The following is a 14,979-nucleotide window of genomic DNA, read 5'->3' as shown; positions in this document are numbered from 1 at the left end:
AGATGCGCCGCTGGGTATTTTTAGCTATTTTGTTTATTATATGGTTAACTGTTTCTGTTGGAGAAGTAAAAGCTTCTCAAGGGGTGTATAAAGCTAAAAATAGAGCCCCAAAAAACTCTTGGGAGGTTAATGCTGTTGCTAATCCTATTGCGGGTTGTAGCTATGCTGGCCTCAACTATCATTTTAACCATATCGATGATAAGTTTGAGCCAAGCCATATGGGATGGGATAGGCCGGGTGTATTTAATATGAATAATGTTATAGGCTGTAATTCCAACACATATTTAAGGGCGTGGTTTACGCAGAGTAATGCCAACCCTTTCCACTATCCTAACGCCATAGAGGTTGAAAAAGGCCAACAGAGCGTGGATATTTATGCGGCCTTTTCTATGTTTGTTACTGGTTATACGCCGGATGGCTCCCAAGATAATTACCGCGTTCATTATACTAATATTAAGCCTTCGACTACTGCCTTGGACATGCACAGAGCAACCTTGCATTTGACTAGAACTAACAAGAATGGCGGTTTTATTGAAAGAGGCAGAGTGAGCGGCAAGGGCTTTATTAATCCGAGGCATTCAGCTAATGATGGATCCTTTATTAGGGTCAGTGTAGATTTGAATGGATTGACGGATAGTACAGGCAAAAAGACCCTTTCTTTGGGTATACATTTATGTAATGCAGGCAATACCAATGGATATGGTGGTCAAATAGAGAGGGAATCTTATAATAGGACGGCTAATTATTATGTTGGTGGTCGTAAATTCCATTGTGATGATTTTAATTTACCCGTTACTTTTAATATCAAAGAGCCCAAAAAATGGCAGGGAGAGTCAAAAACTTCTGCCGATAAACAAGTTGCCCGGCCTAATGATAGTATCAACTTCGAGCATAAAGTCTGGTCTGAGATTGAAAATAAAGTCGGCACTGATGTGGATTGGGAAATCAGAGTTGATAATAAAGCCGTTAAAAGTGGTAAATCTAAGCAGGATTTAAATGAATTCGTTTCAGAAAAGTATAGCTATAAAATTAAGAATTCTGAGGTTGGTAAAAGTATTTGTTCACAGATTTTCTATAAACCTGGCCACTTAAATATGTCCATTTCGAATAAAAACGGCCAGAGAGCGGAGGGTGATGGCGCAATCAGCGCTCCCGCCTGTGTTTATATCCCTTACGAATATGAACTCAAGCCTTGCGTTAACTCTGGAGGTGAAAAGTGTGGCGGTGAAATTTATGCCGAGCCAGAAGAGAAGGTTGATATTTCTGGTGTTATAAATAAAGAGAATGGAGACAATCCTCCAGATTACACTAAATACCTAATTACAAGTTGGATAATCCCAAAAGACAACGAGGGTAATCCTACTACTTCTAAAGAGGAGTTGAAGGATTCTGGTGATGCGGATACATGCGTCGTTTATAATTCGAGTAGGTTTTATAACGGAAGTGCCCGCAATTGTAAGAGCGAGTATTACAATGGCGAAGATTTCAAAAATCCATTCCCCGAAGTGCCTGCTTCGGCGCAAGTTGGCGAGCGATATTGTGTGGCGTTGTCTGTTTCTCCGTACAAGTTAACTAAAAATCAGGATGAAAATACGCAAAAGAATGCCGTGTTGTGGCGACATTCTTCGCCGATATGTATCTTGGTTGTAAGAAAGCCCAAGCTCCAAATTTGGAACAACGGAATTTTCTCGCGAGGCGGAATTCAGACGAGTCGAGTGAATAAAAATGGGCAAAATTTTGGCTCTTGGGTTGAGTATGAGGCAATTTCGAACGGCGAGATTGCTCGATTCGGCTCGGAGGGCTCAGTTTTAGGCACCAATCTATCATTTTCGAACAACTCTAAAAGACGAGGTGATTTCGGCGCCAATAATTTCAAGCAAATCAGCCAGATCATTAATCAAATCGAATCCAAATTTGGCAGTTCCGCAAAAGAAGACCCTTCGCGCGGACTTATCGTTGAAAGATACACCGGAAAATATGATCTGACGACTGCTTCTATACCTGAAAATCTAAAAACAGTTGTAATTTATGGCGACGGCATTAGGATTTCGAAGAATATAAATTACTCCAAAGTTGGCCAGCAAGTAATAATTGTGGCGAATAATATCCATATTTCTCCGGAAGTAGAGAATATCGATGCGTGGTTGATTGCTAGAAATAGTGCTTCTACTTGTTCTAATGGATTTGCTTCGAGTGAAAATTTTGTTAATATTGAGAATTGTGGTAGAAAATTAGTTGTCAACGGGGCTGTTTTGACCGGCCAACTTAAATCTTATCGGGCTTTTGGTGAGAATAATTCCAACGCTCCGGCGGAAATATATAATCAGCGTCCAGATATGTATCTGTGGAGTTTGAAGAATTTTGTTGGGGATGCGTATTTTAAGACAACCTATAATAAAGAATTACCAGTGAGGTATTAAAATGAGAAAGTTTAATAATTTTAGACGTGGTGGTGTTTCGATGTTTATTGTGATCGTGACTACTGTTTTGATCGCGATTATTTCGGCAAGTTTTTTGCGATTGATGGTTAGAGATCAAGAGCGAGCGAGCACTCAGGATTTATCGCAATCGGCATATGACTCGGCTCAAGCGGGGGTAGAAGATGCTAAAAGGTTCATGTCGAAGTATCAATCCAAGTGTTTTGGTGCTGGATCTGAGCCGAGCGAGTGTGAAAAATTGCGTCGTGCTTTGGAAAATTCGCCAAACTCCTGCAACGCACTTTACGCAGAAGGCGTTGGGGTTGGCGCTGAGACTGGTGAAACCCTGATTCAGTCTGATGGAAATAATGAACTTAACCAAGCCTACACTTGTTTGAAGATTAAAAAAGATAGTCTCGATTTTCTTGGTGAAGTTGACTCTGGCGAGTCTAAGATTATACCCTTGAGATCGGTGGCGGATTTTAATAAGGTTAAAATTAGTTGGCATACTAGAAAAGACTCGGATAGTATTTTTTTAGATGGAAATGTTAACAATAAACCTAATTTTAAGTCTGGCGAGTGGGGTCAAAGGCCGGCTTTGATGAAGGCGCAATTCTTTGGCTTTAGCTCGGACGCTCATAATTTTGAGGTTTTGAATTCTAACTTTTCTGATGATGGTGTCGGCATAGATGAACGGCTGTACTATCCTGTGCGATCTGGACTTGCTTCGGATAGTTTGCCTAAAAATAAAAGGACGGGAGATGCTAATTCTACGAATAATACAACCGGAGTGACTTGTCGGTCTGATTTATCATCGGTCGTCTATTCTTGCGAAGTTTTGGTTGATATTGGCACTCAAATTAAGGCGGGTAGTGAGGCATATTTGAGGCTATCACCAATTTATAAAAAGGCTAATTTTAAGGTAGAGCTTTATGACGGTGGCCAGTTGGTGGCGTTTGATGGCGTTCAGCCAGTGGTTGATAGTACGGGGCGCGCCAATGATCAATTTAGGCGAGTAGAGAGCAGGATTGAGATTTCGAACGGAAATTTGCCAGTTGCTGATTTTGCCGTACAGATTGATGGCGAAAATAAAAAATTGTGCAAAGATTTCTGGGCCACCAACAAAGCAAGTGGTTTTGAAAAATGTTCGTAAGCCGTTGACAAATTTTGGTGCTTCTGCTAAAATTTAACCATAAACAAATTAAAAGAGGGACGAAAATGAACAAAATTATCAAAAAAATAATTTCTTTGGCGGTTATCTGCGCAACTGTTTTTGTTCACCTCTCGAATATTGCGGCGGCTTCTGGCTCGTCGCAGTTTTTTATTTCGAGAGTGAATGCCACGAATGGAGCGGAATTCATTGAGATTTTTAACAGTGGCAGTGACGCCGAAATCTCTAAAATTTCAATTAGCCAAGGCGCTGGCAATAAGGAGATTTTCTCTACAGAAAATATTATTTTTCAAGGGGGAAGCCATATTTTAATCCGCCAAAGTGGCAGCGGTCTGGCGGATGGATATTTTGACGGCAACAATATTAGTGAAAAGGCTATTCTAAAATTAAATATCAATGATAAATTAACCAATTTTATTTGTGCGGAATCCGGGGCTCAATGTCAAAAAGCAGGTCTTTCTAAGAATTCCACGGATATTAAAGGCAATAAAATAGCCGTTAATATATTTTCTCTTGGGATGGAGAAGAAGAAATACGACTTCGAGCTGATTGATTCTAGCGAGCCTATTTCGACGCCTAATATGGGCGGAATCATAGAAAAAACTACCCCGCAAATTTCGCCAACTACTCCTACTCCGCCGATAGATAGCACAGAAGAGTCTACTCCACCCAGTGCTACGCCACCTATTGATGGTAATAAAGAAGATAAAGATCCGCAAAATCCTGTAACTCCACCAAAAGATGATAAAACTGGAGATAATCCAGATACGGAGGACTCTACCCAGAATAATCCATCGCAAGATAATGAAAAAGAGAATCAAGATTCTTGTCTTGCGCTTCAATTTACGGAATTGCTGATAAATTCTGCGGACGGATTTTTCGAAATTCAAAATAAATCTGATCATAAAATCAATCTTGAAAACTGTAAAATTGCCTACAAAAACACCAAAAAGCCTTTTGATTTACCGGATAAAATTCTTAAATCGGGTGAGTATTTTGCGCTGAAATTTAGCGAAACCAATCTCAAACCAGCCAAAACCACTGCAGGTGAATTTTTCCTACTTGATGAGAGTGGCGCAGAAATTGAAAGTATTAAATATGATAAGCAGAAGCCAGAAGTCCCATATGCTAAATTTGATAGTGGTTGGAAAAATGTAAAAACCTCTACCTTTAGCGCGGAAAATATTGAAGAAATTGAGCAGACTTGCCAAGAAGGATACTATTTTGATAATAATTCAAATAAATGTCAAAAGCAAAAGTTTATTGACAAAGAAGAAAAACCTTGTGAAATAGGGTATTTTCGAAATCCGGAAACGGGAAGATGTAAAAAACTCGAAACTCCAAAAACAGAAGTTGATTGTCAGATTGGATATGAGCGAAATCCGGAAACTAATCGATGCCGAAAAATCCAGAATTTAACTGCGACCTTAACCCCTTGTAATCCTGGCTATTACAGAAGTGAAGAAACTGGTAGATGTCGCAAAATAGCAACATTGTCTTCAAGCCGAGTCGCTACTCAAACGCCTTGCCGTGAGGGATATTATAGAAGCCCAGAAACCAACCGTTGCCGGAAGATTGCTACTACTTCTACCAAAGAGCCAGCCCCTTGTAAAGAGGGCTATGAGCGCAATCCTGAAACCAACAGGTGTCGCAAGATCGTTAAGAACCTATCGGCAACTGATACTGTGGAAAACGCTGTGGAAAACTCCAAAAAATTCTCAGGCTGGTGGGCGATAATTCTCGTAATTTTGGCGATTATTGGGATTTTGATAGGGGACTTTAGAGCGACTATCGGCAGATTTTTCTCCAAGTTTAAGAAAAATTAGCCAAAGTGGTAAAATGGAAAAATGACACGAAGAATTTTAGGCATTGATCCTGGAACGGGAATTTTGGGTTTTGGTGTGGTGGATTGCCATATTGGAAAGCCACTAAAGATGATTACCGGCGGAGTGATTTCTACGCCGGCGCATACGCCGATTGAGGTTAGGCTGGAGGAGATTTTCAATGGTCTCAATCAGATTATTGACGAGACTAAGCCGACTGAAGTTTCGATTGAAAAACTCTTCTTTTCGAAGAATGTCACCACTGCGATTTCTGTGGCGCAGGCTCGTGGAGTGGCAATTTTGGCGGCGCAACTTGCTCGGATTCCAGTTTCTGAATATACCCCCAATCAGATTAAGCAGACTTTGACCGGCTACGGCTCTGCTGACAAAAAGCAGGTTCAGGAGATGGTGAAAACCCAACTCGGTCTCAAGCAAACCCCCAAGCCAGATGACGCGGCGGATGCGCTAGCGGCGGCGATCACGCATTTTTATATGACGCGCGGATTGTAAAATATTAAGTTTATGATAAAATAAAATTATGGAAACGGTGGGCGAGACTTCGGTAATTATTGTAAAGAATTTAACCAAAAAATACGGTCGAAATACCGTGCTTGATATTAAAGATCTTCAGATTAAAAGAGGTGAATTTTTGGCGATAACTGGTGCGAGCGGAAGCGGAAAGTCGACTTTGCTTAATATCTTGAGCGGACTCGACAGGTCCACTAGTGGTGAGGTTTTGGTTGATGGGCAAAATATTTCCAGACTTCGCGACGGCAAAATTTCAAAATTTCGAAATAAAAAGATCGGTTTTATCTTTCAGTTTTTCTATCTTCAGCCGTTTTTAACCGTGAGACAGAATATCGAAGTTGCCGCCCTCCCGCGGAGGATAAAGAGCAAGATCCGCAGTCCCCGCGCAGAAAAGTTGGCGAGCGTGGTTGGGTTAAGTGATCGCGCCAATGCTTATCCGCGAGAACTTTCTGGCGGGCAAATCCAGCGCGTGGCTATCGCGAGAAGTCTAATAAATTCTCCTGAAATTCTCTTTGCAGATGAGCCGACAGGAAATTTGGATAGTAAAAATTCGAGCCAAATTATTGATCTTCTCCAAAAAATCCAAAAGCAAACAGGGATGACGCTGATTGTGGTAACGCACGACGAGAGAGTTGCGCAAAAAGCAGACAGAATTATCGAAATTGAAGACGGAAAGGTGAAAAATGTTGAAAATTAAAGATTCCGCCCTGTTGGCTTTGACTAAATTTAAGATTAGGCGAGTGCGTCTTGGATTAAGCGTTGTGTTCATTGCGATTTTGTGTGCGGCTGTGATTACGGCTTATCTGGGGCTGGAAAAATCTACCGAGAGCCTTGAAAAAGTTACTTCCCGCGGGCTATCCGGTAGATACATTGCGATGATGGCGTATAAAAACGAGAAAGCCTTTGAAATTATCAGCAACCCGCCGCAAGAAATTTTGGCAAAAGCCAAGAATCTCTACACGGAAGAAAACCGCTGTCTAGCACAAGAAGCCAGGAAAAAGGGTGAAGAATTTATTCCCAATCCAGCAGAAAGCCCAATTGAAGTCTACGATGACGGTTTTGAAAAGACGGAGTCGCTCAATCTGTCCAGTAAAATTGCCAATAATGTTTTGGCTGAATATTTAAGACAAAATTTCCCTAAAACTAGCGAAGACTTTATCAAGAAAAAACTCGCTCAATATCCCGTCAAGAGTGTTTTTGAATCTAAAACGCTCACACTTGGCGGTAAAATGATTGAAGTCAAAGATTCCAAGGAGAATCTGGCGGAATCCGTCAAAAATGGTTCTGGCGGTAGAGCGGACTCGTTTTTCTCCCAGATGAGTCTCCAGAATGACGAATTAGCAAAGATCTTTTACAACGACAATTATGTTCTGGAGAAAGACGAAGTTCCGGCTCTTGTGAATTATGATTTTGCGGCGCATCTTTTGGGCGAAAAACCGATTGCTGACTCTGCGCCACCTCGTCAGAAATACGAATACATCCAGAAATTGAGAAGTAAAATCAACTCGCACGCCTTCGAATTTTGCTGGCGTAATAATCAGGCTGACTTCGACAATATGAGAAGGGCGTTTATCGCCAATCGAAGTTCCGACTCTAAAATTAAATATGAAATCGCCAAGACTCCGTGTGGAGATTCAAAGGCAATTAAAGATACTCGCACGCGTGAGGAGAAGATCCTTCAAGATAAGCAGGACGCCGAGATGAAAAAGTTGCCAGAATACATTGCGCCGGATAAGCAGATTATTAAATTGCGCGTGATTGGTTTATTTCCGACTGGAAGAACTCCGAGCATCGGCGGACTTGAAGGGCTGTTTTACCAGATGCTGTCATCTACTATTGGCGCGGGCGGTGGCATTATGATTCCGCAAAATGCGCTTACTCAAAACACCAATCAGCGTATACATGATATAATAAATCCACCGAATGTCAATAGCCCTATTAAAAATAGTTATCTTGGAGAAGTCGCAGTTGATAAGATGCATTTGGTCGAATTTTCTAATGCGCAAGATTTGTCTAAATTTGTATCAGAAACAAATTGCGCAAAGAATTATTGTGGTAAAGAATTCTCGATGGCGGTTCAAGAAATGCCCAATAATGCCACCGTTATTGCAGAAATCAAATCTTCTGTGCAGAATGTTTTGAACTGGATAATTGCAGGAGTTGCTGTATTGACAGCGATAATAATATATGTTGTTGTAAATAGAATTATGGTCGATTCTCGGCGTGAAACTGCCGTCTTTCGTGCGATTGGCTATTCTCGTTTGGAGATTACCCAGATTTACATCGCTTATGTTGCGATCTATTCGCTGATTGTGACAGTTTTGGCGACGATTTTGTCTCTACTTGTCGTAATCTGGATTAGTGGAGATGTCCAAGAATCTGCCAGTTTAGAAATTTCAGCAATGTTCTCGCTTAAAAATATTGAAACTTTCAAAATTGTAGAATTTACGCCTGTCATACTTCTATCTTTCTTACCGATTTTTGCCGTGGGGTTGGGGGCGAGCCTTTTACCGCTTCTACTTAATGCCCGCCGTTCACCTTTGAAGAATTTGCGCTTAGAATAAGATTATGTTAAAATAAGCACTATGATTGCACACATTCAAGGTAAAATTGTTGAAAAATTCGCAGGGAGCGTGATTGTTGATGTTAATGGTGTGGGCTACGAGGTGATTGTGCCGGCTGGAGAATACGACTCCGCTTCGCTTGACTCAAGTATAAAATTCTACACCTATCACCACATCCGTGAGCAGAGCCAAGAGTTGTTTGGGTTTTCTTCGTTGGCGGCTAAGAAATTGTTCGAACTACTAATCACCGTCCAAGGTATTGGTCCTAAGGCGGGCATAGCAATAATGAGCCTTGGAGAAGCCGAGCAGGTCCGCAACGCTATCGCTCATGAGAATTCTAAATTTATTCAAAAAGCCGCTGGTGTGGGTAAAAAATCCGCCGAGCGCGTGATTGTTGATCTGAAAGATAAGGTGGGCTTGGCGACCGCTTATACTGCGACCGATGCGCCAACTGCGACTGGCTCGGATGAAGCAATGGAAGCGCTGATTGCTCTCGGCTATACCTTGAATGACGCCACGCAAATGCTCCAAGCCGTATCGGCGGATCTTTCTACTGAAGAGCGTATCATGCAGGCGCTTCGAAATAACTTCTAACTTTTTCAAAAACACTGCTAAAAGTGTAAAATCGGCCCATTATATGGTATAATTGAAGCAATGGCGATAGAAAGAATTATGGACGCTGAACTTCACGATGAGCCGCAAGAAGAGCAGGTGGAAATTTCGCTCAGGCCTAAAACTTTTGGTGAATATGTCGGACAAGAGCGCTTGAAGCGTAATCTTACGCTTGCGATCGAGGCTGCCAAGAAGCGTGATGAGCCGCTTGATCATATCTTGCTGTATGGCCCGCCGGGGCTGGGTAAGACCACGATGGCTGGCGTAATTGCCTCGGAGATGGGGGCGGGGCTGCGTATCACATCTGGTCCTGCGATCGAAAAGGCTGGTGATCTGGCTTCGATTTTGACCAATCTTCAATCTGGAGATATTCTTTTTATTGATGAAATCCACAGGATGCCGAGGGCGGTTGAAGAGATACTGTATTCGGCGATGGAGGACTTCAAACTTGATATTATTATTGGTAAAGGCCCAGCCGCGCGAAGTGTGCGATTGGATTTACCCAAGTTTACGGTGATTGGCGCTACTACGCGGACAGGGAGTTTGGCGGCGCCACTCAGGGATCGATTCGGGCATATTTATCGGTTGGAGTTTTACACGACGGAAGAAATTGGGCAAATTATTGAGAGATCGGCGCGGATATTGGAGAGCCAGATTACGCCGAGTGCGGCAGAACTTCTTTCTACTCGTGCTCGCCTAACGCCTCGGATCGCTAACAGGATTTTGAAGCGAGTGCGTGACTTTGCGGATGTTAACACTGACGGTTTTATAGATGAAGAAACCGCTTCCAGAGCGCTTAAACTTCTTGAAATCGATCATCTTGGACTTGACGCCGCTGACAGAAATTTGCTCCAAGCCATAATTGAAAATTATCAGACTCGACCTGTTGGTCTCTCTACGATAGCGGCGCTGACAGGTGATGAAACTTCGACAATTGAGGATTTTTATGAGCCATATTTAATGCAGATAGGATTTATTCAGCGCACACCACGCGGACGAGTTATCACTAAAAAGGCTTACGAGCATATGGGAAAGGAATGGGAAAATGAGTAATCTTGCAGAAGAATTTGAACGAAAAATCAACGCCGAGGCTGTCCAGGAGGCGGAAGTCGTGCCGCGTGCTGTACCAAGGGCTGTCGAAGCGCTTAATGCTGTGTCGCAGACAATGACTCCTGAGGCGGAGCAGGCAATGGAGATTTTGCGCGGCAGGCGCGAAACTTCGCTCAAAAAATATCCAAGTGTGTCGGTTGATGATGATGAGTATGTTGTGCTTTCACTCTCGCGCCACGCGATTGGTATTTATGCGATTGTGGCGAGTGCGGCGGCGATGTTTGTGCTGGTAGTGAGTGCATGGATTTTGTTGGTGTTTTCGCCCAATAATCTTGGCCTTACTGCGTCAATGAAGGGCAATTTGTCGTTGATTTTTGCGCCACTTAGTCTTTTGACGATTTTGGCTGGCGTGATTGGATATTCTACTTACAATTCTAATAAATTAACTATCACTAACGAGCGGGCGATACAATTGATTGTGCGTGGGCTGTTTCATCGAAAGAAGCAAGTTATTAATCTCGAATCCGTTGAAGACATCAGTTTTACGCAGACGGGAGTTTTTCAGCATATGTTTAATTACGGCACGCTTAAACTCTCGACTGTTGGTGAAGAATCTACCTATACCTTTGTGATGGTTGGTCGCCCCGCAAAACTCGCAGAAATTGTTGGCGAAGTCTGTGAGGCCGCCAAAAACAAGCGCATCTTGGAAGAGAATATTTACTCTGAGGCTGCGCGACTGTCTCAATAATCTTGATATAAAAACAGGGATTTGGCGGTCCCTGTTTTTTGAAAGTCTATTGGCAGAAAATTTATTTTCGAAAAGTCCTTGGACAAGTCCTGTGGAAAATTCGAAAATTGAATTTTTCTGCTATTGCTTTGAACTTTTCACGAAGTCGTTCTCATTCAAGATTTTGGTACGAAGTGAGTAATTTTTACACTTGTCGCCTTCACAATCGGTTGACTCGTAGCGATAATCGCTTTCAGCCTCGCCCAACTTTCTACCCATTGGGTCGGTAAAGAGATTGGGGTCGATGGCGGTGAGATTTTTGTCGGAAATTTCTCGCGGATAAAAGCCATTTTGCTTATAAAAATGTTGAAGATTGAAGTGAATCGCGTTAATTGCCGACTTTTTATTCTCGTTGATGAAGCGGTCCTGAAGGTCGCCTTTTTGAATCACAAAAAACACGCCCACGACTACGAGAAAAATCGCCACGACGATGATTTCAATTGCGGTAAAGCCTTTTTTAGTCATAAATCTATTTTATCATATTTGGGATAAAAGTTGAAGTGATTGAAAAATCTGCTCAAAAATGCTATAATATCTGGAGCAAATTTAATCGAAATGGAGCAAAATGGCGGAGTTTTTAGAGGTAAAGGGCGCGCGCGAGCATAATCTGAAGGGTGTGGATATCAAAATCCCGCGTGATAAATTGGTGGTGATTACGGGGCTTTCTGGGAGTGGCAAATCCAGCCTCGCCTTTGACACAATTTACGCCGAGGGCCAGCGCCGTTATATGGAGAGTCTCAACTCTTACGCCCGCCAATTTTTGGGAACGATGGATAAGCCGGATGTCGATAGTATCACGGGATTGAGTCCGGCGATTTCGATCGATCAAAAATCCACTTCTCGAAACCCGCGCTCCACCGTTGCCACCGTCACTGAGATTTACGATTATCTCCGCCTGCTTTTTGCGCGAATTGGCACGCCACATTGTCCAATCTGTGGTAGAACGGTCAAGCGCCGCACACCGCAAGATATTGTTGACTCTATTTTGAAAATGGAAGAAGGCTCCCGCCTGATTTTGCTTGCGCCTATCGCCAAGAGTAAAAAGGGTGAATTTGCTCATATTCCAGATGAATTCTCTCGGGCTGGCTTTGCTCGCGCGCGGGTTGATGGCGTGATTTATGCGCTGGATGAATTTCCTGATCTTGAAAAAAACATCAAGCACGATATCGAGATTGTGATTGATCGTCTTGTTTTGAGTCCTGAAATTCAGACCCGACTTGCTCAAAGCGTGGAGCAAGCGCTTGAAATTGGCAAAGGATTTATCGAAGTTCTAGACGACCAAACTGGCACCGTCAAGTCTTACTCCCAAAATTACGCCTGCCATCTTCACCCAGAAGAAAACATTCCAGAACTCGAGCCACGACTTTTTTCATTCAACGCTCCTCAAGGTGCCTGCGAAACTTGCTCGGGTCTCGGCACGCGTATGGAGATTGATCCTGATCTCGTTCTTAGCCCCAATTTAACCATCAGCGAGGGCGCAATTAGGCCATATAATCGCATCAATGAAAAATCTTGGCGTATCAAGCATTTTGAAGAAATCGCCCGTCAGCACGGATTTTCGACTAAAGTTCCTACTAAAGAATTATCTAAAGAAGCCATCGACATCATTCTCTATGGTACCAATCAAAAGTATGAAGTTAGAACTTCCAACGGCCAGAAGTTCAATGTGGTTTTTGAAGGCGTAATTCCCAATCTGGAGCGTCGCCATAAAGAAACCGACAGCGAGTTTATGCGCAAAGACATCGAGCGGTTTATGCGCGTCCGTGAGTGTCAGACTTGCCACGGCGCACGCCTTAAGCCTGTGGCTCTCGCAGTTACGGTGGCTGGACTTAACATTGTCGAAATCACCCAACTTTCTATCGAAGAAGCAGTTGATCTTTTCGAAAATTTTGAGTTGAATGATCAGCAAAAGTTCATCGCGCATCAGATTATTAGAGAAATTTCTTCTCGGCTCAATTTTATGAAGAATGTTGGCCTTAACTATCTTGAGTTGGGCCGTGCCGCCAATACGCTCAGTGGCGGTGAGGCTCAGCGCATCCGCCTTGCTACTCAGATTGGCTCGGGGCTTCAAGGCGTGCTGTATGTTTTGGACGAGCCATCGATTGGCCTTCATCAAAGGGATAACGACAAACTTATCTCTACACTAAAAAATCTCCGCGATCTCAACAATACTGTGTTGGTGGTTGAACACGATGAGGATACGATTCGTGCGGCAGACTTTGTGATTGATGTTGGTCCTAAGGCTGGTACTCACGGAGGTCAAATTGTGGCAAGTGGCACGCCAGAAGAGATTATTAAAAACCCCGATTCTCCAACGGGCAGATTCTTGTCGGGTGAAGAAAGTATCCCTGTACCCAAAAAGCGTCGCAAAATTCAAAAAGATGAAAAACTCACAATTCTCGGAGCGCGCGAGAACAATCTTAAGGATATTGATGTTGAAATTCCTTTGGGTGTAATGACAGTTGTCTCGGGTGTTTCTGGCTCGGGCAAGTCGACTTTGGTTAATGAGATTTTGAGCAAAGAACTTTCTTCCAAGAAAAACAGAAGTCAAGATGTGGCGGGCAAGCATGACCAAATTCTTGGAATGGAAAAGTTGGACAAGGCCATCGTCATCGATCAATCCGCCATCGGTCGCACACCTCGCTCCAACCCTGCAACTTACACGGGCGTCTTCACTCAGATCCGTGAGTTGTTTGCCTCTACTCCTGAGGCTAATATCCGTGGGTATAAGGCGGGGCGGTTTTCATTCAATGTCAAGGGTGGACGATGTGAGACCTGCCAAGGCGACGGTGTTAAAAAGATAGAAATGCACTTCTTGCCTGATGTTTATGTTGAATGTGATGTCTGTCACGGCAAGCGCTACAATCGTGAGGCTCTCGAAATCCTGTATAAGGGCAAAACTATCTCGGATGTTTTGGATATGACAATAGAGCAGGCGGCGGAATTCTTCAAGAATATCCCTGCAATTCATCGCAAACTTCAAACTATCGTTGATGTTGGACTTGGCTATATCACGCTTGGTCAGCCAGCCACGACTTTTTCTGGTGGCGAAGCGCAACGCATTAAACTGGCGACAGAACTATCTCGAGTTTCTACCGGCAAAACAATGTATATTTTGGATGAGCCAACCACAGGGCTTCATGGTCTTGATGCCAAGCGCCTTTTGGAGATTTTGAACAAGTTGGTTGATGGTGGTAACTCAATGGTGATTATTGAGCATAATCTTGATGTGATCAAGTCTGCGGACTGGATTATTGATATGGGTCCAGAGGGCGGATCTGGTGGGGGCCAAGTTGTCGCGCAAGGTACACCAGAGAAGATTGCCGGAGTTAAGGATAGTTGGACGGGACAATATTTGGCTCAAATTTTATAAAATACCATTAAACTATTGACAAAATAACCAAAATGTGATAATATAAAAGCCAGTTGATAGATGTCGCACTTCACTTCAGACTCCTATCAAGAACATTATCAGTTGAAGATGAGTTTATCTTTATCTGCTAGTGGTCTTGATGGGAGTCTTTTTATTAAAAGAAAGGGCCTATCGTTGCCATGTGGTAGGTTAAGGTAATTAAAATGGCTAAAAAATATGCAAAATTCGGTATCGCTCTCGCTTCAGTTGCTCTCCTTGGGGCGGCTCAAATCTTGCCTGCAACAGTGCCTTTTATTGGCGCAACTGTCGTTAAGGCTGAGGTGTCAGGGAAGGCAATCCTTACTGGTGCTCAAGGAGTCAATAGTGACGGAACAATTACTTATTTTAATGAGTACTCTTCAGAATTTTGGATAACCTCTGAAAATCCTTACATAGTTAAAGCGCCTGACATAGATGGCTGGGAACTAGAGGGGATTTATTTAAGGTTTAACGATCAAACTGAACGCAAGCTTTCAAATAACTCTACAGTTTCAGTTGAGGACTTTAACGGTAAACCAACCTCTTCTTATGATGGTGGCGTAATATATCAATATGCTTCACCAGCACCCGCTGATCCAAAACCGGCACCACAAGATCCAGCACCCGCTGATCCAA

At 43.0% G+C, this 14,979-nt stretch carries 12 protein-coding genes; 11 read left to right on the top strand and 1 reads right to left on the bottom strand.

Features of this window, described 5'->3' with window-relative positions; translation table 11 throughout:
• Positions 1-2: 2 nt before the first annotated feature.
• The 9 genes from Q4A21_03180 to Q4A21_03140 all read left to right on the top strand — a co-directional run bounded on the left by Q4A21_03180 (position 3) and on the right by Q4A21_03140 (position 10,913).
• The gene (locus tag Q4A21_03180; protein MDO4902523.1) at positions 3-2,420 is read left to right on the top strand and encodes a hypothetical protein; all 2,418 of its coding nucleotides are present in this window, start codon (positions 3-5) and stop codon (positions 2,418-2,420) included.
• Position 2,421: 1 nt separating this feature from the next.
• A complete protein-coding gene (locus tag Q4A21_03175; GenBank protein MDO4902522.1) occupies positions 2,422-3,570 on the top strand; it encodes a hypothetical protein in 1,149 nt (382 codons plus the stop codon).
• Positions 3,571-3,635: 65 nt separating this feature from the next.
• Positions 3,636-5,414: a hypothetical protein gene (locus Q4A21_03170; GenBank protein ID MDO4902521.1), complete on the top strand. Its 1,779-nt coding sequence runs from the start codon at positions 3,636-3,638 to the stop codon at positions 5,412-5,414.
• Between the two features lie 21 nt (positions 5,415-5,435).
• Positions 5,436-5,921 carry a crossover junction endodeoxyribonuclease RuvC gene (ruvC, locus tag Q4A21_03165; protein ID MDO4902520.1) on the top strand — a complete coding sequence of 162 codons (486 nt, stop codon included), beginning with the start codon at positions 5,436-5,438 and terminating at the stop codon, positions 5,919-5,921.
• A 28-nt stretch (positions 5,922-5,949) separates the two neighbouring features.
• A complete protein-coding gene (locus Q4A21_03160; protein MDO4902519.1) occupies positions 5,950-6,636 on the top strand; it encodes an ABC transporter ATP-binding protein in 687 nt (228 codons plus the stop codon).
• On the top strand, positions 6,623-8,503 hold the full coding sequence (locus Q4A21_03155; GenBank protein ID MDO4902518.1) for an ABC transporter permease: 1,881 nt from the start codon (positions 6,623-6,625) through the stop codon (positions 8,501-8,503). The genes Q4A21_03160 and Q4A21_03155 overlap by 14 nt, the downstream gene beginning before the upstream one ends.
• A gap of 21 nt (positions 8,504-8,524) precedes the next feature.
• The gene (ruvA, locus tag Q4A21_03150; protein MDO4902517.1) at positions 8,525-9,097 is read left to right on the top strand and encodes a Holliday junction branch migration protein RuvA; all 573 of its coding nucleotides are present in this window, start codon (positions 8,525-8,527) and stop codon (positions 9,095-9,097) included.
• Positions 9,098-9,175: 78 nt separating this feature from the next.
• Entirely contained in the window at positions 9,176-10,168 is a 993-nt protein-coding gene (gene ruvB, locus Q4A21_03145; protein MDO4902516.1) for a Holliday junction branch migration DNA helicase RuvB, read from the top strand.
• Positions 10,161-10,913: a PH domain-containing protein gene (locus Q4A21_03140; protein MDO4902515.1), complete on the top strand. Its 753-nt coding sequence runs from the start codon at positions 10,161-10,163 to the stop codon at positions 10,911-10,913. Before ruvB ends, Q4A21_03140 begins: the two co-directional genes overlap by 8 nt.
• A gap of 120 nt (positions 10,914-11,033) precedes the next feature.
• Here the strand turns inward: Q4A21_03140 and Q4A21_03135 are convergent, their stop codons facing one another.
• Positions 11,034-11,417, bottom strand: a complete 384-nt coding sequence (locus tag Q4A21_03135; GenBank protein MDO4902514.1) for a hypothetical protein — start codon at positions 11,415-11,417, stop codon at positions 11,034-11,036.
• 100 nt (positions 11,418-11,517) lie between these two features.
• On the opposite strand from Q4A21_03135, the gene uvrA reads away from it, so the two are divergent.
• Together uvrA and Q4A21_03125 are read left to right on the top strand one after the other, a co-directional pair.
• The gene (gene uvrA, locus Q4A21_03130) at positions 11,518-14,325 is read left to right on the top strand and encodes an excinuclease ABC subunit UvrA (GenBank protein MDO4902513.1); all 2,808 of its coding nucleotides are present in this window, start codon (positions 11,518-11,520) and stop codon (positions 14,323-14,325) included.
• 203 nt (positions 14,326-14,528) lie between these two features.
• The coding region (locus Q4A21_03125) for a hypothetical protein (protein ID MDO4902512.1) at positions 14,529-14,979 on the top strand (451 nt) is incomplete at its 3' end.

The sequence above is a fragment of the bacterium genome (assembly GCA_030530825.1).
GTDB lineage: Bacteria > Patescibacteriota > Saccharimonadia > Saccharimonadales > Saccharimonadaceae > Nanogingivalis.
This window is presented reverse-complemented; position numbering and strand designations above follow the sequence as displayed.